This is a genomic window from Kitasatospora sp. NPDC056531, from assembly GCF_042794375.1.
Taxonomy (GTDB): Bacteria; Actinomycetota; Actinomycetes; order Streptomycetales; family Streptomycetaceae; genus Kitasatospora.
Map to the genome: position 1 here is coordinate 10,141 of NZ_JBHTTU010000067.1, position 26,843 is coordinate 36,983.

The window sequence follows — 26,843 nt, forward strand, 5'->3', positions numbered from 1 at the left end:
CCACCAGCCGTCCGACCGCCTCGCCGGGGTGCGCCCCGATGCGGATCTCCTCGGCGAGCCGGGCGGCGCCGCGGACCTTGGCGGAGTCGATCGCGAGCTGCCAGGCGGGGCCCGGGTGGCGCAGCGCCTGGTCCCGCAGCAGGACGGCGGTGCGGGCCTGGAGGTCGGAGGGCGCGAGCAGGAAGCCGACGTCGGGGTGAGGCCCGGGCTTGCCGGTGTACGGCCGGTCGACCCAGCCGTAGAGGCCGAGCGGGCGGGGCGCGCCGGGGGGAGTGTCGGCGAGGCGGTGCTGGGCGAGGCCGGTGATCCAGGGGTCGATCCGGTGACCGGCGGTGTCGAGCATGGCGGTGAGGGCGCGTTCCAAGGCGGCGATCTCGGTGCGCTGTTCGGCGAGGTCACGGCCGGAGAGGTCCTCCGACCACTGGCGCAGGCGGTCGAGGGCTTCGGCGAACCGGTCGTAGGCCTCCTGCCCCGGGCCGGCGGGTACGGGTGGTGTGCCGAGGGTGGCGATGGCGCGCGGGCCGAGGGCCTCGTCGCCGGGTCGGGTGACGGGTTCGGGAGTGGTCCGGCCGGTGGTGGCCTCGAGACCGGTGACGACCAGCAGCCGGAACAGCAGCGAGGACGGCCACCAGCCGATCGGCGGCTCGGGAGTGAGGAGCTGGGACAGTCCGCCGGCTGCCGGTGCGCCGGGGGTGAACACCCCGGCCAGGTAGCGGTGCAGCGCGGCCAGCCACTGGGCGGGCTCCTTGGCGAGCAGGGCCTGGGCCGTGCCGATGGTCATCCGGGGCTCGGCCCGTGGCGAGCCGGTCGGCGCGGGCAGGACCAGCCCGAGGTCCAACCGGATGCTGTCCCCGGTCTCGACCGGCATCGCCTTGGGGAGGGCGCGGAGCAGGGGGACGATTCCCCGATCCGCGGACTGCTTCCACCATCGGACGGCCTGGTCGAACTCGGCCGGGGAGAGCGCCGGTCGGAGGGTGGCGAGCAGGAAGACGAGGCGCAGCTCGTACCCGGCGGACAGGGGCGTGCGGGCCAGCAGGTCCCACAGCTGTGCGGTGGTGGCCCCGACGACCGTCGGCGACGGGGTGGGGGTGCCGGGCGGGCCGGCGGGGGAGGCGGCGGCGTCGGCGACGGTCTGGCGGACGGGCGGCAGGTGCGCCGCGAGGGCGGCCTCGACGGGGACGGCCTCCGGGTCGCTCTGCCACCCCGTCAGGGTGGTGACCGGCCAGAGGCCGTACGGCTGGGTGTCGATCCGTACCGGCGGCCAGGGGCCTTGCGGCCGAAGCCACCGTTCGGCCCATCGGCCGAGGTGGGCCGCCGCGTGTCCGTCCGGGCCGGAGATCTCCCAGACGTGATGCAGGGCGTGGCCGAACAGGGCGGGGAACAGCAGGGTCAGCAGGTCGTCGTGCGGCCAGGTGCCCGGGGCGTCGGTGCCGGGTAGCCGGCCGAGGCGGTTCGGGTCGCCGGTGAGGGCGAGGGAGAGGCCGGCGTCCTCGCTGCTGCGGGGGTGTTCGGCGAGCGCGCGCCAGACCCGGGGGTCGGCGCCGAGGTCGGCGGCCGGGGCGGCGGCCACGGTGTGCACCGGGGTACCGGTGGCGGCCAGGCCCAACCGGCCGGTGGCGAGGTGGCGTTCGAAGAGGTCGGCGGCCGGGGTGGCGCCGAGTCCGGTGACGTACAGGCAGTGGATCGATGCGGGGTCGATGCCGTGGGCGTCGAGGTCGACGGTGAAGGTGAGTCCGGCCGCTTCGAGGGTCTCCCAGGTCAGCCAGGTGCCGTCGGGCCGCGGGTCGAGTGCGAGCGTTCCGACGGTGCTGTCGGCGAGTTTGACCGGCTGGGGCGACCCGGTGTCGGCGTACAGCGTGATGAGCTCGGGCAGCCCGAAGAGCCTGGTGCCGCGTGGCCCGGGCCTGGTCGTGATGCCGTTGGGGAGTTCGGGGCCGCTTGCGCCGGGGACGGGTGGGAAGGTCCGGGCGAGCCAGTTGGCCCGGCCGGGACCGAGCTGGCCGGCGAGCCGGTCGAAGGCCGCTGCCGCAGCGGGGGAGGCGGGCGTGCCGGGAGTGCCCAGCAGCGGGCCGCCCGCGGCCTGGACGGCGAGCCGGAGCAGCGCCAGTTCGTCCGGGGTGGGGTTCGGCGCGTGTTGGTCGTACCAGCACACGTCGGGGATGACCAACACCTGGAGCCGACGGGTGGTCGCCGGGTCGTCGGGGTGGGTGGGGATCCGTTCGCCGGGGTCGTAGAACCGGGTCTCCAGCCGGGCGGGCAGCAGGATCGCGCTCGGGGCCCGCATCACGCACCGCCTGCCAGGTCGTGACCGTTGAGCAGGACCCGGACGGGCGCTTCCAGACTGCGGGCGGCGATCGACTGGGACGGCCCGGTGACGGTTCCGTCGCTGCCGTGGGCCATGTTCTCGCCGCGGAAGCGGAAGCCGGACGGCGCCTGTTCGACGACTACGAAGTACGTGGTGGCGAGGGACGGCGGGTCGACGTCGAAGGCGAACAGCACGAGGCTCGGTGTGATCCGGGCGGCGAACGCCGGTTCCGTACGCAGGCCTGGTTCGATGTCCGCCTTCCGCCAGTCGTCGTGCTGCGCGGCCAGGTAGACCAGGGTGCCGGGGTAGCGGCGGAACAGCTCGGTGCGGAAGGCGATGACCAGCCGTCGGCGGGCGGTTCCTCCCGGGCCGTGGCTGTCGTCGCCCAGCGGCAGGCGGCGCGGATCGGTGGCCGGGTCTGTGCTGCCCGGCGGGCCGGTCCAGGCGTCGATCCCGGTGATGTCGGTGTCCGGGAGCAGCGCGGTCGGGTCGGTCCCGGAGGGGGCGTAGCGGTCCCAGAACCGGCGCAGCGGGGTGCAGCCGGTCGGCAGGCGCAGGTTGTGCCAGCGCAGCTCGCCGAGGGCCCGGGTGTTGGCGCCGGTCAGGAAGGCATCGACGAAGACGGGGTTGGCGGCCAGCCCGACCACGTCGCCGTCCTTGAGGGTGTCGGCGCCGGGCAGCAGCCACTCCCGGCCGGTGTAGCGCAGCCAGCTCCAGAGCGCGACGTCCAGCGGCAGGCAGGGCTCGCGCGGGGCGAGCGGCTGCGGGTCGGGCGGATCGATGGCGCTCAGCACCCGGGGGACGGCCATCGGGTCGGTGGTGGGGTCGAAGGCCCGGACGAGCACGGCGGCGAGCGCCGTCTGGTCGACGGGCCGCGGTCGGGGGCGCTCGCCCTTGCCGAGCCGTCCGGTCGCGTCGGTCACCCCGGGGCGGCGGTCGGCGCGGGCGAGTACGGCCATCAGGTCGTCGCTGGTGCGCACCGGGTCGCCGCCGACGCTTCCCAACGCCTCGGCGAGCAGGTCGGCGTGGGCTACGCCGGTGGTGAGGCGCGGGTCGCCCCCGGCTTCAGCGGGGCGGTGGACGGCGGGGCGCTCGGTGCCGGCCGCGGCGAAGAGCGCGGCGTCGTCGAGCGCGCCCGGAGCGGTGTGGCGGTAGCGGGCCGTGCCCGGGCGCAGGACGCGCCGGGCGGCGCTGGTGAACAGTGCGCGGGGGAGGGTCCGGTCGCCGCCGGCGACCAGGTGCAGCAACGGGTCCTGGCGTGCCGGGTCGTCCCCGGTCGCGGCGATGCGGCCCAGCGACAGGCCGAGTGTCCGGAGCTGGTCGGCCGGGCTCGCCGGGCCGCGGAACTGCCAGAGCGAACGGGCCGCGGCGAGGCCGGCCACCAGGGCGGACACGCGATGGTCGGCGGCGGCGGTGGCGCCGGCCCGCTCGGCGGCGGCGGTGGTGAGTTCGTCCTGGAGGGCGACGGCGGCGCTCAGGCCGAGACCGGCCACGGCGCGGTGGCGGGGGTCCTCGTTGATCTCCCGTACCCAGCCACCGGGCGCCGCGCCGTCCAGTGGCCGGGCCCGCCAGGCCTCGCCGTACACGGGCGGGAGCAGGTAGGGCCGGCCGGCGGGGTCCTTGCCCCGGCAGTTCGGGTCGGTGCTGCCGGCACAGGTGTGGTCGGGGTCGAAACGCAGCAGCGTGGCCAGCTGGTCGGCGGCCTGGTCGGGGCGGGGCCCGTCGGGGTCGTCGATGCCGGTGAGGGCGCCGCGGACCTGGACGGTGGTGGTTGTGCCGCCGGCGAGTCCGGGGCCGATCCGCACGGGGACCCGGCCGAACCGGCGGTGACCGGGGGCGGCGTGCAACTGCTCGGCCAGGGCCTGGAAATCGGTCACGCTGTCGACCGTCCGGAACACCCAGTGGTGGAGGACGGGTAGCCGTACGCTCGCCGTGCCGTTCCACCGCGCGGTGCCGTCGGGGGCGAACGTCGGCACCAGCAGGGCGTGGTAGGTGGTGTCCGGGCTCAGACAGAACACGTCCGTGCCGTGCTGTTCGAGGCGGCGCAGGCAGAGCACCCGGCCGACCTGCCGGTCCGACCCCGGGGCCTGCTGGATGTGGGCGCTCCAGGCAGACTGGCCCAGTGGGTGGGCCTGTTGGAGCGGCACGCCGAGTTCGACGGTGCCGTCGCCGAGCGGGACGAACTCGTCCGTGGTCACCGCCAGCAGGGCCAGCCAGGGCCGCATCTGTCCGTCCGGCCCGGCCCCGTCGGGGCTGTAGCGCCACGGCAGGTCCGGTTCGGCGAACTCGACGTACGGGCAGTAGGTGACCTCGGCCTGCGCCTCGCCCGGCCGCGGGTAGGAGGCGGTGACCGCGCCGGGCAGCAGGCCCTGGACGTCCGCCGGGCCGAACAGCGCGAACCGGACGGTCCCGGTGGCCGGATCGCCGGTCGAGGCGGTGGCGGTGAGCGTGATCTCGCCTCTGGCCCGGCCGTCGACTCCGGTGGCCGCGAGGGTCGCACCGCCCCGGCGCTGCCAGGCCTGGAACGTGTAGGACGCCGGTGTGGTCATGTCACAGGCCTTCCGCGTTCACCGGCCGGTCCTCGGCGGCCAGCGCGACGCGGCCCTGGCGGGCGAGGAGGAAGGCGTGTGCGGCACTGGGGACGGCTACGCGGACGCCGTCGGTGACGGTGCTCCACGCCTCCTGGCCGACCGAGACCAGCGGCGAGCGGTCGGTCACCGTCGGGGCCGCGGCGGGCGCGGCGACCAGCCGGTCGAAGCCGGAGCTGTGGGGGTGCACCGAGTTGAGGTTCTGAGCCGCTGTCAGCCCCTGTGCCGGGCGGCGCCAGAATGCTTTGAAGTCGAGCGTCTTGGACTCCGCGGCTCCCCGGTCGTCCTGGAAGTCGAGGTCGTACCCGGCCCGCTGCCGCTGGAACGGCGGCAGTTGGCAGGCCTCGGCGGCGGTCAGGTCGAGGTAGGTGCCGGGGGCGAACCAGTCGTCGGCCGGGCCGCCCTGGGTGACGCCGGTGGACTGCGCGGAGACGTCGACGATCCGCTGCCCGGCCAGGCGCCGGCCGCCGATCCGCGCGATCGGCAGGCGCAGCGGCACCAGGCCCTGGGTCCAGCGCAGTTGGCCGAGCGGGGAGACCACCAGCGTGCCGTCGGGCAGCCGGCCGGCCGGTGGGGCGAGGGCGGCGCTCGGGTCGCCGGCGCCGTCGGCGTGCAGGTTCGACGGTCGCTGGAACTCCGCCGCGAGCAGCGTGGCCACGTCCTCGACGGGGGGATCGGGTGACGGTCCGTCCGGGCCGATCCGGAAGGTGTCGGACCAGCTGATGTCGTGGAACAGCAACTCCTTGGACACCGAGACGTGCAGAGTCCACGGCCCCGGCCCGTCCAGCGACCCGGAGGCGGAGACGCCGCCGGAGAAGAAGGCGACCCGCACCTCCCAGCCGGCCTGGAAGTCGACGTGCAGATGGAACGGGTCGAAGGTGACGATCGCGTCCACCGCGATCGAGCCGTGGGCGGAGATCACCGTGAGGTCGACGCCGACCTCGAAGCCGCCGCCCACCTGGAAGCTGTTCGCGGTGATCGCGAGGTAGCCGTCGGCCCGGAGCGACACGAACGGAATCGACGGTACGTCCAGGGCCAGGCCCAGCCGTTGCTGTGGTGGCACGACGGCCGGCGCCGGGTCGAAGCCCGGGTGGAACCCGCCCACCGCCACCACGACGTACGGCGGGCTACCCCAGCAGACCCGGGCCGCCCCCGAGCCGGTGACCTGGAACACGGTCAGCGCACGGGAGTCCACCAGCACCGCGTCGACCGCCACCAGCTGCTTGGCGACATCCAGTTCGCCGAGCACGTCCAGGTGGACGGCCAGCACCGGGGGCAGGTCGATCGCGGCCCGACCGGCCAGCACGACCTTCGCGTCCGGGAGTTGGAGCAGCAGGGCTGCGTCGGCCGTGACGAGCGACCCGGCGCCGCCCAGATCGAGCCAGCTGAGTGTGAACGTCGGCCCGAGCACCTGGGTGCCCGGGCTGACCGGGAAGAACTCCTCCAGCGCGTCGAAGAGCGCGTCGGCGTCGCGCACGGGGTCCTCGGGGAACAGCGCGGCCGTCGCACCCCCGTCGGCGAGCCGTTGGCGTAACCGATCGGTGTCCACCCGGCGGTCGGCGCCGACGATCCCGCCGACCGCGTTCAGGCCGAAGCCGAGCCCCAGCTGGACGGCCGGGACGAACCGGGCCGACAGAAGCACCAACAGCGAGGCCGCCCCGTTCCGCGGCGCCCGCAGGAGCGCCGCTCCGAGCACCTCCAGCGGCCCCAGGCCCACTCCGAGCGCACCCGCCAGGCGCTCCGCGGACACCGCCAACGCTCCGCCACCGGACAGCTCCGGCGCGCCCAGGCTCAGGCTTCCGGTGAGGGCGGGCACCAGCGAGATGACGTACGGGTCCTGCTGACCGGGGACCTTGACGACGGCGGCGGCGACGGTCACGCCGATCAGTCCCGGGCCGAACGCCGCCGTCCGCGCCGCCCCGCTCGGCGAAGGGACGTCGTCCTGAAGGGACTGCAACGCCGCGCGCAGCACGGGCACGTCCGGCACGGCCTTGAGCAGCAGGTCGAACGCCGCCTGCCGGATCGTCGACAGCTGCCCGTCCAGATCGCTCCGGGCCTGCGCGGAACCGGCGGCGACCTTGTCCACCTGATCCACCAGGTCGAACGGGAGCCGGACGCCGGCGGCGGCAAGCGCCTTGTCGAGATCGTGGACCAGCTGATCGGCCATGACGACCTGGATTCGGCCGGGCCCCGCCCGAACGGCGGGCCAGGTGGCAAGAGCGGGGCGACGCGGCCCCGGAGAGCCGGGCCGCACGCGAGGACTGCTGACACCCCCATTCGACCATCCGGGTGAGCCCGGCGCACCCGGAACACAGGCCGCCGCCGGAGCCTCGCGCTCGGAACCTGTCCAGACGGACGGGTCGCCGGCGGTGACGGTGTGGGGCATCGCGAGGGCGACGGCGCCGACGGCTGCCAGGGCGAGGCCCGCACCGACGGTGGGGCCGGGGCCGTCGAGCAACACCGTCCCGCTGAGCACCCAGACAATGCCCGCAGATACGCCGCCGTCCTCGTCGTCCAGATGAAGCGCCCAGGCGTGCTGAAGCTGCCGCCCGAAGTGGAGCTGTGGGGCGTCGTGTGCCCGCACGCCTGGCAGCTCGGCATAGGCCGCGCATCAGTCGAAGAGTCAGGGAAACGTCTGGCTAACGTCGTTCCTCAACGTGCCGGTGCACGGGCAACCTGCTGTGTGGACAACGACGGGGGCGCCCATGCCAGAGGTCGCTGTTGTCCACCGTTTCAGTGCCCGAGGCCAACGAATCACGGAGGAACCATGCGTCGTCGTATCGGAGCAATGATCGCTGCCGCCTCGCTGGCCGGCATCAGCGTTGTCGGCCTGTCGGGGACCGCCCATGCAGGCACGACCGGGTCGGTCAGCATCTCGGTTCCCGGCTGCATCGGCCATCTGAACCTCGCGCCCAACTGGGCCTACGGCCACCTGGACTCGTACACCACCACCTGTTGGCTGACCATCTTCGATCGGAACGACCAAACAGGAGGAGTGACCTCCCAGACCATCTCCTTCGGGCCTGGTGGGAGCGGTAACACGGGCCAGTTCTACCACGACAGCGTCGTCCACGCGGTTGCCATGGCGATCTCCAACGGCAGCCAGAGCAACGACACGGCCTGGTACCACTGAAGCCTCTGACATGCCCGGGACGGATTTCCGTCCGTGCATCGCACCCTCAGGAGAGGCCGGGGCCGGAGCACATCGGCGCGCGGCTGCTGCCGTCCCCCGGCCGTCGCGGCCGCCGACCGTACGGATCGCCGCCGTTGTTCCCGAGGGCCCGCCCCACCCCGAGCCGTTGACCAGCGGCGGGGTGGGCACCGGCCCGGTGCCCACCCCGCCGCAGATGGCATGTCCGCGGCCGAAAGATTGCAGGCCGAAGCCCTGGTCACCGTTGCCGCACGGGTCTAGCATTCCCGGCACGGCGGCCCACCACAACACCACCGGGCCGCCGGCCAGCGCAGCCGCGCCGTGCCCACGGCGCGGCTGGCCTTCCACCGGCCGGGTCCCGCGGAACGCTCCCCCTCGTTCCCCGGGACCCGGCCGCCTGCGCCTCACCGGCTCGGCTCCCGGGGCCGGGACGGCCCGGAGACATACAAGTGCCAACACCGCTCCATCGCGCCTGCGATATCCGTTTCGCTGGGACGGTCATGCTTGCCGAAGCGATCGACCGCCGTTCGGCGTCGCCCTCCGATGCCGTGCGCCTGGGTGGCTACTTGGCTTCGACTCGTCCGACCGGATCGGGGTCGGTTGCCAGCGCCTCACATGCGGTCTGCCAGGCCGTGTCGCCGGGGTGGAGCCGACTGCGGAGGTATGCGGCGGTGAGTCGCCCGACGGCGGCGACCCGTTCGGGGTTCTCATCCGTGGTCTCGGCGGCGTCGTATCCGGCGATCCCGCCGAGTCCGTGCTCCGCCTCGAACAGGGTGAGCAGGGACTTGGGGCCGGGGGCAAGGGTGTAGGGGTCGGCGTGCCAGTCCGGCCCCATGTCGGTGAAGTGCCGGGAGTCGTCCTTGTCACCTGCGACGACCAGAGCGGGAGCGGTCATGGCGGAGAAGTCGACGGCTCCGATGATCGGCCACTGCTCGGCCATGGGCCCGTTGAGGACGTCGCCACCCCTGCCGGGCGCGGCGAGCAGTACGCCCGCCTTGATCCGCGGCTCGACCAGGTGCACCACGTTCCCGGTGTCGGGGTCGTTGAGTCCGGCGCCTAGCAGGAGGGCGGCGGTGAAGCCGCCGAGCGAGTGTCCGGCGAGGGCGACCTTGGTGTGGTCGATCCGTCCCGCGAGCCGCGGCACGGTGCGCTCGATCACGTCGAGCCGGTCGAGGATGTGGCTCATGTCCTCGGCGCGGGAGCGCCAGAAGTCCGGTGCGCCGGGGGCGTCGGCGACCAGGTGGCTCAGTGTTCGGGAGGTGAGGTGGGTGGGCTGGAGGACGACGAATCCTTGTGCCGCCCAGGAGTTGGCGAGCGGCGCGTAGCCGTTCAGCGAGGAGAGGTTGTTCGAGGGGCCGTGGCCGTGGGAGAGCAGGATGACGGGAAGGCCGGTCCCGTACTCGGGCGCGGAGACGCGTACCTGGAGGTCTACGGGACGTCCGGGCACGGGCAGAACCACCGGGCTGTACGACAGGACGGGGACAGGAGCGGTGCGGGTGGATGCGCTCATGATGAGCGGTTCTCCTTCTACGGTGAGTGCCGCGGCCGGCCCGGGCCGGGGGCGGCAGGCAATGGTCGGCTGCGTCCCGCCTCGGCCAACCTGAAGCGGAACGCTGTTCCACTTACTATCCGGAACGCGGTTCCGCTTTGTCAATGAGCATCGGAGGGAGAGCTGTGTCCAGCGAGAGCCCCACGGGGAAGGCATCGGCCCGGAGCAAGCGGGCCGACGCGCTGCGCAATCAGCAGGCGCTGCTCGCGGCCGCTGCCGAGGTGTTCGTGGCTTCCGGCGTCGACGCGCCGATCCGCCGGGCCGCGGCCAAGGCGGGTGTCGGGGCGGGAACGATCTACCGGCACCTCCCGACCCGGGCCGATCTCATCACGGCCGTCTACCGCCAGCAGATCGAGGAGCGCGCGGAGGCGGGCCCGAGGCTGCTGGCCGGCGCCGACTCCCCGTTCACCGCACTGCGTCGGCGGATTGACCCGCAGTGCGATCCCCGGGTTCGCCGGTCTGCGGGTCCAGGCCGGTCGGCAGCCGTCGACGTTGCTCGCGCCAGCTGGCGAAGGTGCCTGCCTGGTTTCCCCTGAAGGCCGTTTGAGTGACCGGAGCGTCACATTCTGTACATGGCTGCGCGGCGTGTGGTGCGATGCCCACGTGAAATCCGGGGGCGGGCCCGGGAAGCGACGCCCGCCCTGGATCCGTGGACGATCGAAGGGAAGCCCATGGTGTTCCGAGCGCTGGCCGCGACTGGTGTCGCCGCATCATTGTTCGGCTCGTCGGCCTTCGGCGGCAGCCCGCCCCCGCCGCCGGAGCGGATCGTCATCGACAGCGTGGCGGTCAACGGTTCCGGCTGCCCGGCGGGGACGGCCGCCGTGGCCGTGTCCCCTGACAGCACCGCCTTCACCGTCACCTACAGTAACTACCTCGCCCAGGTAGGGCCCGGGTCGGCGCCGGGCGACGATCGGAAGAACTGTCAGCTCGACCTGCTCGTGCACGCCCCCGGTGGCTACACCTACGCGATCGTGTCCGCCGGCTACAGCGGCTTCGCGTCACTGGCGCCGGGTGCGTCCGGGATCCAGCGGGCCAGCTACCACTTCCAGGGCAGCCCCCGCACCACCAACTCGACCCATCGCTTCAAGGGCGGGTTCACCGGCAACTGGCAGACGACCGACACCGTGAAGGTCGCCGCCCTGGTCTTCGCCCCCTGCGGGGAGGAGCGCAAGCTCGACATCAACACTGAACTGCAGGTCGAGCGCGGCACCTCGAGCCCGAGCGCCACCAGCTTCATGGCGATGGATTCGACGGACGGCAGCATCAAAACCGTGTACCACCTGGCCTGGAAGAAGTGCCAGTGACCTCCTGACGCTGCGATCGGTGGGTGCGTCCAGGCCAACGGCTTCGTGACCGGTGGTAGCACTGCGCCGTGCTCACTGGAGAAGAGTGCGCTGGCGGATTCTCCTCCAGTGATCCTGGTCTCTTGAGGGGGGGCCGCCGGGATGGGATTCCGAGGTCGACAGCGGAACGCTACCGCCGGCCGGTCACCCTGCACCACGGGCACCACCCCGAGCTGAACGCGATCCTGGTGCTCACCCCGGTGGTCAGCGTCCGAGCCCCGGCGGCCGATGCGGGGGATGCCGCACCTTCGGCCCACGGAAGGCCCACCCGGCGTGTGGACCGGGCCGGACCGTCAGATCCTCGACTCATGGCATCGATCATCGTTCTGTTCGAGCTGCAGCAGGACGAGGCCCTCGGCCCCGACGGCGTGGAGCCGGTGGTGCTCGCGGTGCACGCCGCGGGCGCCGACCCGGACGCACCCGAGGACCCGTTGCCGCGCACGCTGTGCGGGCTGGACACCGACGTGATGGAGCACTCCCACTACCGGCCCATGCGTCCCGGCGACCCCTGGTACCCGCCCCTGCTCGCGGACCGGCGCTGCCGCGCCTGCGAGGCGGCGCTCCGGGCGGTGTGAGCCGCCCGGGTGGTTCACTCGTGTGCGCTGATCTCGCCGCCGGCGGTGAGCACGATGTAGACGCCGTTGGCGACGGCTCCGGCGTCGTGCTGGTTCGCCTCCAGCGTGCCGTCCACCTCGTTCTCGTTGCCGAGGATCTGCGCCTGGTGGTGGAGCTCGCCGGTCTTGGTGACCTTGGCCGTCCAGCCGCCGGGGAGTTTGAAGGTGCCCGGTCCCTGATGTCCGCCGCCCATCCAGGAGTGGACGGTTCCGTCCATCGAGAGCACGACGAACATGTCGTTGGCGTCGAGTCCGGCGTCGGTTCCGTTCGTCTCCAGCGTGGCGAGGACCTGCCCGCGGTTCACGATCTTGGCGACGTAGTGCAGGTTGCCGAGGTCCTGGATCTCGGCCGTGCTGCCGTCCGGCAGGGGCTGGCTGCGGGCCGCGGACGCCGGCTTGCCCGGGGCGGCGGGCGTGGTGGCCTGATGCGCGCTGGGCGTGGCGGCGGGTGTGGTGGTGTGGCGCGCGGTGGGCGTGGCGGTCGGAGCGGTGCTGGCGTGCGCGTCGGGCGTGGCGGCGGGCGCGGTGGTGGCCGCCGACGTGGTGGTGGCCGTGGGCGTGGCGGCTGGTGCGGCGGTACCGGGCGCGTCGGGTGTGGAGTCGCAGGCCGTCGCGGCGGATACCAGCAGAGCGGCTGTCAGGACGGTGCCGGCCAGCGTTCGGACAGTGGTCGCGCGGCGGGTCGTCGAGAGGGACATGCGGGTCTCCTGAGCAAGTACGGGTGAGGGCGCGCCCGTTGACTGTTCCGTCTGGAACGGGGTCCGGCAGGTAATCGGGTGCGGCGTGCACAATCGAAGTTAGTGCGAACGGTCGACGGAATTGAGCCTTCCATGTCACCGGACTGCAACGCTCCCGGTGGCGGGTCGTCGATCCGCCGCGCGCCTCGGCCTTCACCCAAGGGTGAGTGAAGGCCGGTGGACAGCCTCCGTCACCTGGAGGCGCAGACCCAGCAGACCGCTGCAGCAGGGGGCATGAGCGTCTGACGTGCGATCGCATGCCGGCCCGCCGCCGTGCGTCCGTCCCCGACCGCGTCTCCTGGTCGTCGGTCCCGTGCCGGACCCGGTCGTCGGAGCAACTCCGCCTCGGACCTCGGCCGTTCCGTGTACGAGGTGAACCGCCGCCCAGTCGGGGAGGCGGCGCGAGCGCGCCAGTGGCGACATTCCGCCTGGTCAAGCCTCGGTCATGGCATGGACACCGGCCTTGTTCGCCGGTGTGCGCTTGGCTACCTTTCTGGCGCTGACGCTGTGAAGGCTCAGCGCCACCCCCTTGGCATGCCCAGAACACCCCCGGTTCGGCGGGCCTTCCGTCACCCTACGGGCTGACCCTCCACGACCTGCGCCGAACGTCAGGGCAGCCGTCTGCACGTGCGCGATCTCCCCCTCAACCCCGGGTCTGCCCCCGACGAGCCGCCCCCACGGCGTCGCGCGCATGCCCAGGGCCCGACCCCCACATGGGAGGGCTCCGTTGCACACCTTCCTCCGCTCCACCCTGCGGCACGGCGGACTCCGTGCCACCACCGCGACGCTCGCGGTCGGTGCCGTGGTGGCCGCCGGCCTCGCCGTCGCGGCGCCGGCCGACGCCGTGACCAGCAGCTCCGGCTCCGGCGTCAAGCACGTGTGCGCCAAGCCGACCGAGCGTCACCAGATGGCCTGCGACGCCCTGGTGCGCACCGACGTCGTCCAGCCGCACGTGTTCTCGCTCAGCGCGGTCTCGCCGAACGCGACGCCGTCCGGCTTCGGCCCGGGCGACCTGCAGAGCGCCTACGGTCTGTCGGCCAACGGCGGCGCCGCTCAGACCGTCGCCATCGTCGACGCCAACGACGACCCCAACGCCGAGTCCGACCTGGCGACCTACCGCACGCAGTACGGGCTGCCCGCGTGCACCACCGCCAACGGCTGCTTCAAGAAGATCGACCAGAACGGCGGCACCAGCTACCCGACCGCCGACACCGGCTGGGCGGGCGAGATCTCCCTCGACCTCGACATGGTCTCCGCCGTCGCCCCGAACGCCCACATCCTGCTGGTCGAGGCCAACTCGGCGACCATGGCCGACCTCGGTACCTCGGTGAACCAGGCCGTCGCCCAGGGCGCCAAGTTCGTCTCCAACAGCTACGGCGGCGCCGAGGACTCGACCGACACCGCCTCGGACAGCCAGTACTTCAACCACCCCGGTGTGGCGATCACCGTCTCCTCGGGCGACTCCGGGTACGGCGCCCAGTACCCGGCCGCCTCCCAGTACGTCACCGCCGTGGGCGGCACCTCGCTCACCCGCGACTCCAGCGCCCGCGGCTGGAGCGAGTCCGTCTGGGGCTCCAGCTCGGGCGGCAACGGCGCCGGCTCCGGCTGCTCCGCCTACGACTCGAAGCCGAGCTGGCAGACCGACAGCGGCTGCGCCAACCGCACCATCGCGGACGTGTCGGCGGTCGCCGACCCGGCCACCGGCGTCGCGGTCTACCAGACCTACGGCGGCAGCGGCTGGGCCGTCTACGGTGGCACCAGCGCGTCCTCCCCGATCATCGCCGCCGTCTACGCCGACGCCGGCACCCCGGGTGCCGGCGACGTCCCGGCCAAGTACCCGTACCAGCACGCCGGTTCGCTGAACGACGTGACCAGCGGCGCCAACGGCACCTGCTCGCCGAGCTACCTGTGCACGGCCGGCCCCGGCTACGACGGCCCGACCGGCCTCGGTACCCCCAACGGCCTGACGGCCTTCAAGAGCGGCGGCGGCAGCACCGGCAACACCGTCACCGTCACCAACCCCGGCAACCAGAGCGGCACCATCGGCACCGCCGTCTCGCTGCAGATCGGCGCCTCCGACTCCGCCACCGGCCAGACCCTGACCTACAGCGCCAGCGGTCTGCCCGCCGGCCTGTCGATCAACTCCTCGACCGGCCTGATCACCGGCACGCCGTCCACGGCCGGGACCTACAACGTGACGGTCACCGCGAAGGACACCACCAACGCCTCCGGCAGCGCCGGTTTCTCCTGGAGCGTCGCCGGGTCCGGCGGTGGTAGCGCGATCGTCAACGGCGGCTTCGAGACCGGCAGTCTGACCAGCTGGACCAGCGCCGGTTCCACGGCGGCGAACACTGCGGCCGCCCACAGCGGCAGCTACGGCGCCCAGGTCGGCTCGACCAGCCCGGGCGCGGACTCCTCGATCGCCCAGACCTTCACCGCACCGGCCGGCTCCAGCAAGCTGTCCTTCTGGTACAGCAACACCTGCCCGGACACCGTCACCTACGACTGGGCCACCGCCACGCTGAAGGACAACACCACCGGCAGGACCACCACGGTCCTCGCCAAGACCTGCGCAGCGACGTCGGCCTGGGCCAACAAGACGGCCACCGTCACCCCGGGGCACAGCTACACCATCACCCTGAGCAACCACGACGACAACTACCCGGGTGACCCGACCTACACCTACTACGACGACGTGACGGTCTCCTGACACACCACCACGTCAGCCGGTGGGGCCACGCGATGCGCGGCCCCACCGGCACGTCCCGTCCGTCCGCGGTTCTCCGGGATTCTGTCCTCACAGGACAGGAATCCCTGCACCGTGAATGAATGCTACTGATGCGCAATCATTTTTCTCATAAAAATCACTGTGCCGGCTCGCCTGCCGTTGAATAACAATTTGCTCTCGGGGCTTTCCGAATTTCCCCCCGGGGTCTTACGCTGCGGCGCGTGTCGATATTCCGAAGGCTCCGCGCTTCCGGTCCGCGAGTGCGGACGGAACTCGATGACGTCCAACTCGGCCGCGTGCGGCGACAATTGAATTCCATCGGGCGGCTGGGGCCGGATGACATCCAGGTCGACCAGGTCGAGCGGCTGCTTCAGGAGGCCGGCACCGACTGGGACCGCCGCGGGCACCGCTTCGCCGTTCTCGCCGAGGCCGCCGCGCCGTCGACGTTCGCCCGATCCTGGCGTCTGCGCCGCCCGCGCAGCGCGGATCCGCTGGTCTTCGACGCGTGGGTGGAACTGGTCCGCGGCCGCCAGGGCGGGGGCATGGCGGACGCCCGGGCGGCCGCCGAGTGCTGCTACCGCGCCGCCGACGCCCTTCCCGCCGATCCGGCGCCCTGGGTGGTACTGCTCGGGATCCTGCGCCTGATGCGGGCCGAGTCGCGCGAGCTGTTCGCCGTCTGGGCCGAGGTGACCGCGCGCGACCCCTGGAACCGCGAGGCCTACCTGCAGATGCTGCGCTACCTGTCGCCGGAGGAGTGCGGCTCGCGCAGCAGCCAGCTGGACTTCGTGGAGACGCTCCGCGCCTCGGTGCCGCCGGCCGCGCCGGTCGTGGGCATCGAGCTGACCGCTCTGGTCGACGAGCACACCCGCACGACGGCGAAGGGCGGCGTCGAGGCGCTGATGGCCCGCCGCCAGTGGACGCAGATCCGGGCCGCCGGCGCGCTGGACACCGCGCTGGCCACCTGGCCCCGCCAGGGCCGCCTGCGCCACGCGGCGGCCCTGGCCGACCTCAACCTGCTCGCCTACGCCCTGGTCCAGGCAGGCCGGGTGCGCGAGGCCGGTGACACCTTCCGCATGATCGGTGACACTGTCACCGCCTGGCCGTGGTCGCTCGACGGCGACCCGCTCCAGCAGTTCGTGTACTGGCAGGCCAAGGCTCTGACCTGAGGCGCAGCCGAAGGCCGTCGAATGCACCGTCGTTCGACGGCCGCGCCCGGTCGCGATCCTTCCGGGGGGATCCGGCGATGCGCGCACCCCGACGCCGAGCGCTGATCCGCCGCGAATTGTCGGACACGTTCTGGCGCGGGCCGTCTCGCTTCAATCGGCTCAATCGGCCAGCAGCGCTCGCCCGGCCCGGGTCCCGGTGACAGCGTCGTCGGTGCGCCGGCGCCGTGGGTGGTCGGCGCACTGTCCCGGGAGCAGGAAGGGCCATGACGAGAGAAGGACTGCGTGACCGGGACCGGCGGGCCCGCCGGTCCCTTCGCGTCCGCGAGGTCCGAATCGGCGGCGCCCTGAACCCTTCCGCTGACCCGAGGGCGTGGCTCAACGGTCGACCGGCAGGCCGCGCGGCTGCTTGATCGGCTTCATGATGATCTGCGAGTTGACGGCGGTGGCCCCGGTGAGCGTGGTGAGCCGGTCGGTCCAGAGCTTCTCGTAGGCCGCGAGGTCGGCGACCGCGACGCGCAGCAGGCAGCCGGGGCTGCCCATCAGCCGGTAGGCCTCGATGACGTCCGGGATCTCCAACAGCTCGGCCTCGAAGGCCGCGACCGAGCGGGTGTCGCGTTCCACCGAGACGAGCACCTCGAAGCCGCGGCCGACCGCGTCCGGGTTGACGATCGCGCGGTAGCCCTCGATCACCCCGTCCTGTTCGAGCTGGCGCACACGTCGCATGCACGGGGACGACGTGAGGCCGACCCGCTGGGCGAGTTCCTGGATGGTCAGCCGGCCGTCGATCTGAAGCTCGCGCAAGATTGCTCTGTCGATCTGGTCCATGGCGCGATTATCCACCACGGAAAGGACGGGATCGGGCCTGAATCGGCAAACCGATTGCGGGCGATTCGGCCTAATCTTGCGTTCGCGGCGGCCGTGCGGCCCGCGGCCGGCGCCCCGCACGGCGGTCCGCACCCGACAGCCGCCGTGGCCACCGAACCTCCGACCCCAGGAACGGAACCCCCATGTCCCCTGCCCTCAGCAGCCCCACCGCGCCCGCCGGCACCGGCATCGGCGTCGATGCCGATACCGGGACCGATGTTCGTACCGAACACGACCTGCTCGGCGAGCGGAACGTTCCGGCCTCCGCCTACTACGGGATCCACACGCTGCGGGCGGTGGAGAACTTCCCCGTCACCGGCACTCCCGTCTCCGTCTACCCGTCACTGGTGACCGCGCTGGCCTGCGTCAAGCAGGCCGCCACGCTGGCCAACCGGGACCTGGGCCTGCTGGAGGGTCGCAAGGCCGAGGCGATCGCACAGGCCTGCGAGGAGATCCGCGGCGGGCGGTTCCACGACCAGTTCACCGTCGACGTGATCCAGGGGGGCGCGGGCACCTCGACCAACATGAACGCCAACGAGGTCGTGGCCAACCGGGCGCTGGAGATCCTCGGCCACGCCAAGGGCGAGTACCGGTTCCTGCACCCGCTGGAGGACGTCAACTCCGGCCAGAGCACCAACGACGTCTACCCGACCGCCGTCAAGATCGCCTTGCACTTCGCCGCCCGCGAACTGCTCGACACCATGGCTGAGTTGCGCGATGCCTTCGCCGCCAAGGCGGAGGAGTTCGCGGACGTCCTCAAGATGGGCCGCACCCAGCTCCAGGACGCCGTACCCATGACGCTCGGCCAGGAGTTCGCCGCCTTCGCGGTCATGCTGGAGGAGGACCGCGGCCGACTGGCCGAGGCCTGCGAGCTGATCCGTGAGATCAACCTCGGCGGCACCGCCATCGGCACCGGTCTCAACGCCCACCCCGCCTACGCGGCCACCGCCTGTGCCCACCTCGGCGCCATCACCGGCATCCCCGTGGTCGTCGCCGGAGACCTGGTCGAGGCGACCCAGGACGCCGGCGCGTTCGTCCAGCTGTCCGGCGTGCTCAAGCGGATCGCCGTGAAGCTGTCCAAGACCTGCAACGACCTGCGGCTGCTCTCCTCCGGCCCGCGTACCGGCCTCGGTGAGATCAACCTCCCCGCAGTGCAGGCGGGTTCGAGCATCATGCCGGGGAAGGTCAACCCGGTGATCCCCGAGGTGGTCAACCAGATCGCGTTCGAGGTGATCGGCAACGACCTGACCGTCACCTTCGCCGCCGAGGCCGGCCAGCTCCAGCTCAACGCCTTCGAGCCGGTCATCGCGCACAGCCTGCTGAAGAGCGTCACCCACCTGCGGGCCGGCTGCCGGATCCTCGCCGAGCGCTGCGTGGCCGGCATCACCGCCAACCGCGACCACCTCGCCCACCTGGTCGGGCACTCGATCGGCCTGGTCACCGCCCTCAACCCGCACATCGGCTACGAGAACGCCACCGCCATCGCCCAGGAGGCACTGACCACCGGCGTCTCCGTTCACGACCTGGTACTGCGCCGAGGCCTGCTCACCGAGACTCAGCTCGGCGAGATCCTCCACCCCGACAACCTCGCCCGCCCGCACGCCCGCGCCGCCGCCCGCTGACATTCGGAGGCCTCCGACCGGCAGGGGCCCGGAGGCCGGGGGTGGCCGGGCCGTGGAACACCGGCCGTGTGACCCGTCCGGCGCAGCGTGGCGCGCGGGGCGGGCGGGGTGCTGCGATCTTCGGAGGGACCCGGCCGCGCCCGACGGCCGGGTCCCGTCGTCCCGAGACCGTGGAGGCCCGGATGTGGCAGGCACCCCCCGCCCCCGTCAGCCGTGAGTGGCTGCCGGTGCTGGACATGCCGGCGTCCGGCCCGCAGAACCGCTGGACGGTGCTGCTGCGCGCCCTGCTGCTGATCCCCCAGTTCGTGGTGGTGTGGGTGTTGTCGGTGGTGGCGTTCCTCGTCACCGTCGTCGGGTGGTTCGGCGCGCTGGTGCTCGGTCGGCTGCCCGGCTTCGCGGCGGACTACCTCACCGCGTTCCTCCCGTACGACACCCGCGTCGCCGCGTACCTGATGCTCACCGTGGACCGCTACCCGCCGTTCCGGTTCAGCGCTCCCGACTACCCGGTGCAGATCGGGCTGCGCCCGGGTGAGCTGAACCGGCTCGCCGTCCTGTTCCGCATCATCCTCGTCATCCCGGCCTCGATCGTGCAGGGCCTGGTGAACGCGGGGTGGTGGATGGTGTCGTTCATCAGCTGGCTCGTGGTGCTGGTCCTCGGCCGGATGCCGCAGCCGCTGTACGAGGCGACGACCGCGATCCTGCGCTACCGGATGCGCTACACCGCCTACCTGGTGATGCTCTCCTCCGCCTACCCCAAGCGCCTGTTCGGCGAGGAGCCGGGCAGCGAGCCGGACGGCCCGGTGTCGGCCACCCGCCCGCTCGTCCTGAGCGGCGCCGGGCGCGGCCTGCTCGTCGTCTTCATCCTCCTCGGCCTGGTCTCCTGGGCGACGAGCTCGATCACCGCCTCGGTGAACTCGGGCGACGACAACGACGACGGCACCAACCCGACCCAGCACGTCATCGCACCCCTCGTGCCGGGCCCCGCCGACCGCGCGCCCGGAAGCCGTCCCACTGCATGGTGATCGCCGGATGCCAGGGCGATGGCGGGTCGGTCCCAAGGGCTTCGGCGAACGCCGGCACCGCGCCGGGGGCCAGCGCGGTGAAGCAGGACGCGTCGCCGTCCCCGCCGCTGCGCACCGGGGAGAAACCTCGGCGCCCGCTGTACTGGCCCCGGCTGCCGGGCAGGCCTGCCCGGCCGCCGCTACGGATCCCGCCCCGGCGCCCGGAGCAACGTTCGCCCTGTAGGCCGCTGGAAAGCCCCTCCGAATACCGAGGACGCCCCTCGTCCGGTGCCGGTGCCGGTGGCAACGGTGGATGAGGGGCGTCGGCGTCGTGCGGTGGCGCGGGGTGGATCAGTCGTCGAGGACCATGGCCTCGGCGCAGGCGGCGATGGTGAGGAGCAGCGCGTCGTCCTGGCCGGGGATGATCTTGACCGAGTAGTGCTCGCTCAGCAGCGACCACTCGCGGGAGATGTGCGCGACCTCCTGCTCGCCGTAGGTGATGGCGTACTGGTGGTCGGTGATGTTGCCGGTGACGTGGATCTCCGCGCCGTTCTCGAACGTCACGGTGAACTTGTAGACCAGTGGCGAGAAGAGCGCCTTCTTCACGGTGGCGATGGTCTGCTCGCCGCGCTTGATGTAGCGGATGTCCCGGAGCGTCATGATCTTCTCGGAGATCCGGTACAGCTCGTTGCCCTCAGGGTCCTGCATGGCGATCGCACCGCTGAAGCTGAACATCTTCTCGTCGACCTGGAACACGCGCTCACCGTTGCGCTTGATCCAGAAGTCGTGGGTCGGGGAGAAGAACTTCTCGTCGATGTCGTAGACGACGCCCTCCTGCACGGGCTGGTGGCCGTCCATCAGCTTCTGCCCCAGGTCCATCAGGAAGTTGTCGTGGTGTTCGCCGTGGCCCTGCTGCGGCGTGTCGCTGAACAGCTGCTGTGCGATGCCGAGCAGGCCGCCGAACTCGTTGCTCATGTTCTCTCGTCCCGTGTGAAGTGCGTTGCGGAGGCGATCCTAGGGACGTGATCCGGGTGGCGGACAGCCCCCTCTGGGCTCTGTTGCACAATCTGCACAGAGCGTGCAGAAGGCTGTTGCTTGACGGAGTTGTTGCAGGTCAGCCAAGGTGCACCGCCGGGCGGTGCCCGGCCCGGGGCGTGCTGCCTCCGGGCGGGCGTCGCGAGGGCGTGCGTGCCCGCGCGGGGATGAGGGCCGTCCCCGGCCGGGCGGTGAGTGGACGCCGCATCCGTACCTGACGGCCGGGGCCGGAGCCCCTGGCAGTCCTCGTCGTTGCGCCGTCCGTGTTCACCAGCGCCAGGCGGCCAGGAGGGGGTGGGGGAGGGCCAGGAGCAGCAGGCCGAGGGCTGCCGCGGAGAAGGGGACGATGCGACGGGGGCTGATCGCGGTGAACGCCAGGTGCGTGGGGACGGCGAGCAGGAGCGTCACGGCGGCGGGGAGCAGGCCGGCGGCTCCGAGGCCGAGTGTGATTTCGACGGTGGCGGTCGCGACGGCGGCGGCGTGGCAGGTGGTTCGGAACACGGGGGCGTCGAGGAGGACGGCCAGGCGGGGCAGGCTCGGTACGGGCAGGAAGTCCCGGCTGCCGGCCGAGGCCTGCCAAGCGTTGTAGGCGATGTTGTCCAGGAGGACGCCGCCGCTCATGAAGTGGGGTGAGCGCAGCTTGCGGATGCCCGCGACGAGGTACATCTGGGCGGCGAAGAACGAGGCGAAGGCGCCGACGAGCGCGGTGGGCGGCCGGCCGGAGGCGAGGACGCCGGCGTGACGGATGGCCAGCGCGGCAAGCACTACGAGCAGGCACACTTCGGTGTACCGGGGGGACCGGTCCCGCAGGATGCACGCACCGGCGGCGAAGCAGCCCAGCAGCGCGAGGACCGCCGTCCACCGGGGCGAGGGCAGGACGACGGCCGGGAGCAGGGCCGCGGCCGCCACCGAACCGGCGAGGGCGCGGCGCCGTTGGGCCGTCAGGAGGTCCGGTCCCGTCCAGCCGCGGCCGATGCGGTAGGCGCCGGCGAGCGGGTAGGTGCGGCGGATGGCCCGGACGTCGAGCAGCACCAGTGCGGCCCGCCAGACGAGCGCGAGGCAGCAGGTGGCCGCGACGAAGGCGGCCGAGGCCGGTAGGCCGTACGGGAGGGTCATTCCAGGTCCCGCAGCGCCGCGACGAGGCGGGTATGCCCGGTGCCGGACGCGAGGCGCGCCGCGTACAGTCGGCCGCCGTCCTGCGCCTGCCCGTCGTAGTGGACCCGCCAGTTGCCTTCCGAGCCGATGATCAGACCGTCGAACCGCAGTGGGGGCTCCGTGGCGGCCAGGGCGCGGTGCAACTCCCGGACGAGGAGCAGGTGGCCGTCCGGTGCCAGCCCCAGCTCCTGGTGGCGGACCGGTCGTGGCCGGCCGCCGGGCTCGGCCGGGGTCCACAGGAACCCCTTCGTGGAGCCGGAGTACATGCCCCACGAGAACGGCCGGTGCGGGGAGGTGCGCACGCCCCAGCCGACGAACAGGGCCAGCAGGACCAGCGCGGCGATCGAGACGACGGCGTGGAACACGGTGGGCCGCTCCTTCCGTCCGGCCTAGGACGCGCCCGTCGGCTCGTAGACCGAGACGTGGTAGGCGCAGCCGTCCCTGAACGGCTCACCGGCCCAGCTGCCGTGGCGCTGCCGCAGCCGCAGCCCGGCCAGTCGGGCCATCAGGTCCAGCTCGCCGAACCCGGCGTAGCGGAACCGGACGTGGACGTGGTTCGTCCGGCCCTCGGCGGTGATCAGGTAGTGGGAGTCGTAGCGCTGGGCTGCCGGGGACACCTGCCGGTGGTGCACGACCAGCGAGCCGTCGGCGGCGGGCAGTACCCGGCCGCCGGCCGCCTGCGAGGCGGACAGGGTCTCCGGCAGCAGGGCGTCGAGGACGAACGCCCCGTCGGGGGCGAGCCTGCGGGCAGCCGCCGCAAAGCAGCGCAACTGTGCCTCCTGGGTGGGGATTTCGAAGAAGGTTCCGCCCGCGAGGTAGATCAGCGAGTAGGTGTCGTCGACCGGGACGTCGGTGAAGTCGCCGATCGTCAGCCTGATGCGTTCGCCGCCCGGCCGGGAGCGCAGGACGGCCGCCATCGCGGGCGATCCGTCGACGCCGTGGACCTCCAGTCCGCGCGCGGCCAGCGGCAGCGCGACCCGGCCGGTGCCGGGGCCGAGCTCCAGTACCGGGCCCGGGCCGGCGAGGGTGGCCAGCAGGGCGACGGTGTCCTCGGTGGGGGCCGCGTGGCCGAACCAGTCGTCGTACCGGGCGGCGAAGCGGGTGGCGTACGAGTCGGCCGGGTCCGAAGCGGGTCGCGGTGGCGGCTCGGTGGCGGCGTCGACGGACATGTCGGCAACTCCTCAGTGCTGTGGGGTCAGCCCAGCGGGTGGGGGAGAAGGGTGCGAAACCGGTTCGGTGACCGCTGCGCCCGCTCGTCGGCGGGCAGGCGGCGGGCGCCCGGGGCGACCAGGCGCACGACGGCTTCCGCGCCGCCCAGGGCGGCGCGGCCGGCGGCGGGGGTGGTGTCGACCAGGACCACGTCCTCCTCGGTGAGGTCGGCCAGGATGCCTGCCAGGTGGGCGGGTTGGCCGCCGTGAGGCCGTCGGGCCCGCGGGCCCGGGGTGAGCGGAGTGCTGCCACGGAGCAGGTGGGCGAGGCTGTCCTGGCGGTGGTAGGTGTGCAGGGCGTGCTCCAGCGGTCCGTACGGCGGCTCGCCGTCGGCTGCCCGCAGGCGCTGCCAGGCGTCGAGCGCGGCGGGTGTCCCGAGGCTCCACCGCACCATCAGGGCCTCGTGGCAGGCCGATTCCGCCGCGGCCCGGGGGACGGTCTCGCCGGACGCGTCGGTCGGGCAGGCGGCGCGGGCGCCGAAGGTCTGTCCGGTCCCGTCCGGGGCGTGCAGGCAGGCCAGGACGCAGACGGCCCCGTCACGGCTGGGCAGTGCCACGAAGGTGGCCGTCACCCCGAGCGCCTCCAGCGACTCCTGCAGCTGCGGTGACAGGGCGGGCCCGGCTCCCGGTGGTGGGACGGTGCGGGGGCCGTCGGCGTACCAGGCGTGCCACAGCAGGTGGCGTTCCAGCACTTCGAGGGCGGCGTGCCGGCCCGCTTCGGCGCGGGTGCGGTGGGCGGCCAGGCCGGTGGAGCCCGGGCGCAGCGGTGCGGCGCAGCCGGGCGGCGGACGGTGGGCGAGGTGGACGGCGCACGCGGGGACCATCGTCTCCCGCCCGCCGGTGAGCGACTCGCCGGGCACCCATAGCAGCTCTGCACTTCGTAACGCGGTTGCCGCGTCGCGCAGTTCGGGCCACGAGAGGGGGTCGAGGACGGGGGTGCCGGCTCGGCGCAGGGTGTCGTACGAACCCGTCACACTGCCGTGCCCGCCGGCCTCCGCCCGTCGGCCCGCCAGGACGTTGCCGACGCGCTCCGCCAGCTCCCCGCGGGCGCGTACGGCGACATCGGCGCGGTCCGTTCCGGCGGCCGAGCCGATCAGGACGCGCGCGCCGTGGGCCGCGTCGTTCGGTGCGAACGCCCGGGACCGGGCGGCTGTACGCGCGAAGACCAGCCCGGGGGCGGCGGGGAAGGGCGTGAAGAGCTGCACCGGCCAGGGGCGGCCGGGCTCGTCGTCGGAACGGTTCCGCGTCATCGTGCGGCGTGTTCCAGGACCTCGCGGGCCTGCGCGAGCAGTCCCCTGCCGTGTTCGGTGAGTACGGTGCGCTGGCCGCCCAGGGTGGCGCAGCCGTCGGCGAGTTCGGCGGTGAGCAGGTCGTACCGGGCCTCGGCTGCGGCCCGGGCGCCGCCCCGCAGGTCGTTCGGCGCCGCCAGCAGCCGCTCGTACAGCAGCACGCTCCTGGCCAGGACCACCACCTGCTGGAAGAGCCCGGTGAGCGGGCGCGGATCGGCACGCAGCGGCGTCTTCAGGAGTTCCGTCGGTGTGTCCGTGAAGAAGGGGGCGTTCACCGCGGCGGCGTCGCAGCGGTTGTGCGTCCCCTCGTGGACCAGGGCCTCGACCAGGGGCAGCGGTGCGGGCAGCGGCAGGACGTCGGGGTCCTTCGGGGCGTCGGTGACGACCCGTGCGCTGTTGACGAAGACCACCCCGTGCACGGTGAAGTCGGTGAACCCGTCGATGCCCCACCCGTCCAGCAGCGCCACCTGCCGCACCACGGAGGCGAGTTCGGTACGCATGGCCGGCCACACGCGGGCGAGCAGGCGGTCCGCCTCGTCGAAGACCTCGTGGTGGCGGGCGCTCCAGGGCGTGACCGTGAGTGCGGCGAGGTCCGCGGCGCGCTCCGGGCGCTGGGGGATGCCGGCCCGGGCGCGGTTCAGGCTTTCCAGCAGGTGCTCCTCCGCTGGAGGGAGATCGACCGGCCATCGCCCGGCACCGGTACGCCGGCCGGCTCGTTGCGCGCTGGCTCGGGCACGGTCGCCGACGGTGAGCAAATCGGCGGCCAAACGGTCCAGCCGCTCGGTGGCCGGGGCGCCCTGTCGTGCGAGGCGCTGTGCCCGGTGGGCGGCGGCGTGGTAGCCGGGGTACGCGAGCAGGGCGTCGGCGGGCAGCTCGACCTGGGGGAGCACGCGGGACAACCCGGACCGGACCAGCCGGGCCACGTGGCGTTCGTCGGTTCGAGCGGACTCCGCGTCGGGTCGGACCTGCATGGCGTCACCCCTCTCGTCACTCGGCGAAGCGGTGGTGCGGGGTCGGCCGGCAGCCGGGCCCCGCACCTGGGTCTGAACTACTGATGCCCGGTCCGGTGGTCGGACTCAGCTGGGGACGTCGACCATGAGCGCGAACTCGGGCAGGTCCTCGTCCTCGACGGGTTCCAGGTCCTCGATCTCGACTTCGGTGGTGTCTCGGATGTCTTCCATGACTCCTCCTGGTGACTACGGTCGGGTGACTCCACAGGGGGACGCGGAGCTGTTCACCCGCTAGGTCCAACTGTGTACGAAGCGCTTCGGCCGTGCCACTCGGGGGCCGGGGGGGCGGAGACGCGGGCGAAGGCTGTCCCGTGCACGCTGCGTAAACGTCGTGAGCCTCCGGATCTGGCCTGACGCTCGGTGAGGAGGCTGGGGCGGTCGGCTCATGACGCGCTGGAGCGCTGCCGGGACCGCTGCCGGAAGAGGGGCCGGGTGATCGATCTCGACAGCCAGACGTTCTTCGACAGCGTCCGGCGGGACCTGATCGTCAAGGCGGTCGAGGCTCAAACCGACGCCGTTCGGGTGGTTCTGCATGTCGGGCGGTGGCTCAAGGCGCCGCTGCAACTGCCCGACGGCACCTGCAGGAGCGGGATCGGGGGACTCCTCAAGGGTCCGCCGGCTCGCCGGTGTCGGCAAACATGTCCATGCACTACGTGTTCGATACCTGGTTGGACCGGGGGTTTTTACTACCGGGTTCGAGCGCTAGGGGCGCATCACGTCCCGTCAGCGCCCGGACTGAGGACAGGGAGGCCCGGAATTTCATGGGGTTCCTGCCCTCGATCGGCAAGCGCGTCCAGAAGGAGACCGGCGAGACGGTTCGCAGTCGGAGGCTGCACCGCCGGATCGGCCTCCTGCCCGACTCGCGCCGGTCGGTGCGAAGGCGGCGGGTGGGCCGTGCAGGGTGCACAGCGGGTACAGGGCGCAGGCGCCGGAAGTACGTAGAGTGCGGCGGGGGGGGGAGGGAGTCCAGGTCAGGCGTCACAACCGACTTTTGGACTCCCTCGCTTCATCTCATGCGTGCCAGCAAGCCCTTGGCATCAATCATCCAGTCGGACCGGGAGTTCACACGTGAGGCCTCAGGCCACCGACATGCGCCGGAGCGCCGAACCACGCCGGACGGCCGACCATGGCAGAACCGGCCACCGTGTCCCGACCGCGCAGGCTACCGTGCACGCAGCCACCGCGCCCCTCCCCGACCCGCACGGCCACACCGCCCTGCGCGCCGCGCTCGCCGCCGCCGAGGACGCCATCATCTACGACCTGGACGGCATCGGCCGCCAGTACGCCGCCCTGTGTGCCGAACTGCCCGGTGTCGCCGTCCGGTTCGCGATGAAGGCCTGCCCGGTCGACGGGGTGCTCGACCACGTCGCCCGGCTCGGCGCGGGCTTCGACGCGGCCTCCCCGCAGGAGATCGCCCAGGCGCTGCGCACCGGGGTCGCCCCCGAACTGATCCACTACGGCAACACCGTCAAGTCCGA

General features: G+C 72.7%; 18 protein-coding genes and 3 pseudogenes. 9 read left to right on the forward strand and 12 right to left on the reverse strand.

Annotation, left to right across the window (positions count from 1 at the left end; translation table 11 throughout):
• The 3 genes and pseudogenes from ACFQ87_RS34260 to ACFQ87_RS34270 form a co-directional block, all read right to left on the reverse strand.
• Positions 1 to 2,284: pseudogene (locus tag ACFQ87_RS34260) on the reverse strand (hypothetical protein); the annotation flags it as partial.
• Positions 2,284 to 4,854 (reverse strand): hypothetical protein, encoded by a 2,571-nt coding sequence (locus ACFQ87_RS34265; RefSeq protein ID WP_380614808.1) that lies wholly within the window; start codon positions 4,852 to 4,854, stop codon positions 2,284 to 2,286. The pseudogene ACFQ87_RS34260 and the gene ACFQ87_RS34265, both read right to left, overlap by 1 nt.
• Before the next feature lies 1 nt (position 4,855).
• Entirely contained in the window at positions 4,856 to 7,060 is a 2,205-nt protein-coding gene (locus ACFQ87_RS34270; protein ID WP_380614809.1) for a DUF6603 domain-containing protein, read from the reverse strand.
• A gap of 621 nt (positions 7,061 to 7,681) precedes the next feature.
• Between ACFQ87_RS34270 and ACFQ87_RS34275 the strand changes: the two genes are divergently transcribed.
• Positions 7,682 to 8,026 carry a hypothetical protein gene (locus tag ACFQ87_RS34275; protein ID WP_380614810.1) on the forward strand — a complete coding sequence of 115 codons (345 nt, stop codon included), beginning with the start codon at positions 7,682 to 7,684 and terminating at the stop codon, positions 8,024 to 8,026.
• A 580-nt stretch (positions 8,027 to 8,606) separates the two neighbouring features.
• Here ACFQ87_RS34275 and ACFQ87_RS34280 read toward each other — a convergent pair.
• Complete coding sequence (locus tag ACFQ87_RS34280) at positions 8,607 to 9,554, reverse strand: alpha/beta hydrolase family protein (RefSeq protein WP_380614811.1); 948 nt, start codon at positions 9,552 to 9,554, stop codon at positions 8,607 to 8,609.
• 143 nt (positions 9,555 to 9,697) lie between these two features.
• Here ACFQ87_RS34280 and ACFQ87_RS34285 point away from each other — a divergent pair.
• From ACFQ87_RS34285 to ACFQ87_RS34295, 3 genes and pseudogenes are all read left to right on the forward strand, one after another.
• A pseudogene (locus ACFQ87_RS34285) lies at positions 9,698 to 10,024 on the forward strand (TetR family transcriptional regulator); the annotation flags it as partial.
• 240 nt (positions 10,025 to 10,264) lie between these two features.
• On the forward strand, positions 10,265 to 10,897 hold the full coding sequence (locus ACFQ87_RS34290; RefSeq protein WP_380614812.1) for a DUF4360 domain-containing protein: 633 nt from the start codon (positions 10,265 to 10,267) through the stop codon (positions 10,895 to 10,897).
• Positions 10,898 to 11,244: 347 nt separating this feature from the next.
• A complete protein-coding gene (locus tag ACFQ87_RS34295) occupies positions 11,245 to 11,511 on the forward strand; it encodes a hypothetical protein (RefSeq protein ID WP_380614813.1) in 267 nt (88 codons plus the stop codon).
• 14 nt (positions 11,512 to 11,525) lie between these two features.
• Here ACFQ87_RS34295 and ACFQ87_RS34300 read toward each other — a convergent pair whose 3' ends face one another.
• Positions 11,526 to 12,248, reverse strand: a complete 723-nt coding sequence (locus ACFQ87_RS34300; protein WP_380614814.1) for a hypothetical protein — start codon at positions 12,246 to 12,248, stop codon at positions 11,526 to 11,528.
• 766 nt (positions 12,249 to 13,014) lie between these two features.
• Between ACFQ87_RS34300 and ACFQ87_RS34305 the strand changes: the two genes are divergently transcribed.
• Together ACFQ87_RS34305 and ACFQ87_RS34310 are read left to right on the forward strand one after the other, a co-directional pair.
• A complete protein-coding gene (locus ACFQ87_RS34305) occupies positions 13,015 to 14,997 on the forward strand; it encodes a putative Ig domain-containing protein (protein WP_380614815.1) in 1,983 nt (660 codons plus the stop codon).
• Between the two features lie 314 nt (positions 14,998 to 15,311).
• Entirely contained in the window at positions 15,312 to 16,181 is an 870-nt protein-coding gene (locus ACFQ87_RS34310; protein WP_380614816.1) for a hypothetical protein, read from the forward strand.
• A gap of 375 nt (positions 16,182 to 16,556) precedes the next feature.
• On the opposite strand, the gene ACFQ87_RS34315 is transcribed toward ACFQ87_RS34310, so the two are convergent.
• Positions 16,557 to 17,006, reverse strand: a complete 450-nt coding sequence (locus tag ACFQ87_RS34315; RefSeq protein WP_380614817.1) for an Lrp/AsnC family transcriptional regulator — start codon at positions 17,004 to 17,006, stop codon at positions 16,557 to 16,559.
• 182 nt (positions 17,007 to 17,188) lie between these two features.
• Here ACFQ87_RS34315 and aspA point away from each other — a divergent pair, with 182 nt between their 5' ends.
• Both aspA and ACFQ87_RS34325 read left to right on the forward strand, forming a co-directional pair.
• Positions 17,189 to 18,667, forward strand: a complete 1,479-nt coding sequence (gene aspA, locus ACFQ87_RS34320) for an aspartate ammonia-lyase (RefSeq protein ID WP_380614818.1) — start codon at positions 17,189 to 17,191, stop codon at positions 18,665 to 18,667.
• 182 nt (positions 18,668 to 18,849) lie between these two features.
• Complete coding sequence (locus ACFQ87_RS34325) at positions 18,850 to 19,689, forward strand: DUF4389 domain-containing protein (RefSeq protein WP_380614819.1); 840 nt, start codon at positions 18,850 to 18,852, stop codon at positions 19,687 to 19,689.
• Positions 19,690 to 20,019: 330 nt separating this feature from the next.
• On the opposite strand, the gene ACFQ87_RS34330 is transcribed toward ACFQ87_RS34325, so the two are convergent.
• The 6 genes from ACFQ87_RS34330 to ACFQ87_RS34355 form a co-directional block, all read right to left on the reverse strand.
• The gene (locus tag ACFQ87_RS34330; protein WP_380614820.1) at positions 20,020 to 20,643 is read right to left on the reverse strand and encodes an LURP-one-related/scramblase family protein; all 624 of its coding nucleotides are present in this window, start codon (positions 20,641 to 20,643) and stop codon (positions 20,020 to 20,022) included.
• Between the two features lie 327 nt (positions 20,644 to 20,970).
• Positions 20,971 to 21,819: a hypothetical protein gene (locus ACFQ87_RS34335; RefSeq protein ID WP_380614821.1), complete on the reverse strand. Its 849-nt coding sequence runs from the start codon at positions 21,817 to 21,819 to the stop codon at positions 20,971 to 20,973.
• The gene (locus ACFQ87_RS34340) at positions 21,816 to 22,223 is read right to left on the reverse strand and encodes a hypothetical protein (protein ID WP_380614822.1); all 408 of its coding nucleotides are present in this window, start codon (positions 22,221 to 22,223) and stop codon (positions 21,816 to 21,818) included. The genes ACFQ87_RS34335 and ACFQ87_RS34340 overlap by 4 nt, the downstream gene beginning before the upstream one ends.
• A 24-nt stretch (positions 22,224 to 22,247) precedes the next feature.
• Positions 22,248 to 23,027 (reverse strand): class I SAM-dependent DNA methyltransferase, encoded by a 780-nt coding sequence (locus ACFQ87_RS34345; RefSeq protein ID WP_380614823.1) that lies wholly within the window; start codon positions 23,025 to 23,027, stop codon positions 22,248 to 22,250.
• Between the two features lie 26 nt (positions 23,028 to 23,053).
• Positions 23,054 to 24,316, reverse strand: coding sequence for a YcaO-like family protein (locus ACFQ87_RS34350; RefSeq protein WP_380614824.1), 1,263 nt, complete (start codon positions 24,314 to 24,316; stop codon positions 23,054 to 23,056).
• On the reverse strand, positions 24,313 to 25,326 hold the full coding sequence (locus ACFQ87_RS34355) for an aKG-HExxH-type peptide beta-hydroxylase (RefSeq protein ID WP_380614825.1): 1,014 nt from the start codon (positions 25,324 to 25,326) through the stop codon (positions 24,313 to 24,315). The genes ACFQ87_RS34350 and ACFQ87_RS34355 overlap by 4 nt, the downstream gene beginning before the upstream one ends.
• A 1,206-nt stretch (positions 25,327 to 26,532) precedes the next feature.
• Between ACFQ87_RS34355 and ACFQ87_RS34360 the strand changes: the two are divergent.
• A pseudogene (locus ACFQ87_RS34360) lies at positions 26,533 to 26,843 on the forward strand (type III PLP-dependent enzyme); the annotation flags it as partial.

Bases quoted from the DNA above. Each gene is read 5' to 3' on its own strand.
- ACFQ87_RS34265 (WP_380614808.1), bottom strand. From the start codon at position 4,854: ATGACCACACCGGCGTCCTACACGTTCCAGGCCTGGCAGCGCCGGGGC.
- ACFQ87_RS34270 (WP_380614809.1), bottom strand. From the start codon at position 7,060: ATGGCCGATCAGCTGGTCCACGATCTCGACAAGGCGCTTGCCGCCGCC.
- ACFQ87_RS34275 (WP_380614810.1), top strand. From the start codon at position 7,682: ATGATCGCTGCCGCCTCGCTGGCCGGCATCAGCGTTGTCGGCCTGTCG.
- ACFQ87_RS34280 (WP_380614811.1), bottom strand. From the start codon at position 9,554: ATGAGCGCATCCACCCGCACCGCTCCTGTCCCCGTCCTGTCGTACAGC.
- ACFQ87_RS34290 (WP_380614812.1), top strand. From the start codon at position 10,265: ATGGTGTTCCGAGCGCTGGCCGCGACTGGTGTCGCCGCATCATTGTTC.
- ACFQ87_RS34295 (WP_380614813.1), top strand. From the start codon at position 11,245: ATGGCATCGATCATCGTTCTGTTCGAGCTGCAGCAGGACGAGGCCCTC.
- ACFQ87_RS34300 (WP_380614814.1), bottom strand. From the start codon at position 12,248: ATGTCCCTCTCGACGACCCGCCGCGCGACCACTGTCCGAACGCTGGCC.
- ACFQ87_RS34315 (WP_380614817.1), bottom strand. From the start codon at position 17,006: ATGGACCAGATCGACAGAGCAATCTTGCGCGAGCTTCAGATCGACGGC.
- aspA (WP_380614818.1), top strand. From the start codon at position 17,189: ATGTCCCCTGCCCTCAGCAGCCCCACCGCGCCCGCCGGCACCGGCATC.
- ACFQ87_RS34325 (WP_380614819.1), top strand. From the start codon at position 18,850: ATGTGGCAGGCACCCCCCGCCCCCGTCAGCCGTGAGTGGCTGCCGGTG.
- ACFQ87_RS34330 (WP_380614820.1), bottom strand. From the start codon at position 20,643: ATGAGCAACGAGTTCGGCGGCCTGCTCGGCATCGCACAGCAGCTGTTC.
- ACFQ87_RS34335 (WP_380614821.1), bottom strand. From the start codon at position 21,819: ATGACCCTCCCGTACGGCCTACCGGCCTCGGCCGCCTTCGTCGCGGCC.
- ACFQ87_RS34345 (WP_380614823.1), bottom strand. From the start codon at position 23,027: ATGTCCGTCGACGCCGCCACCGAGCCGCCACCGCGACCCGCTTCGGAC.
- ACFQ87_RS34350 (WP_380614824.1), bottom strand. From the start codon at position 24,316: ATGACGCGGAACCGTTCCGACGACGAGCCCGGCCGCCCCTGGCCGGTG.
- ACFQ87_RS34355 (WP_380614825.1), bottom strand. From the start codon at position 25,326: ATGCAGGTCCGACCCGACGCGGAGTCCGCTCGAACCGACGAACGCCAC.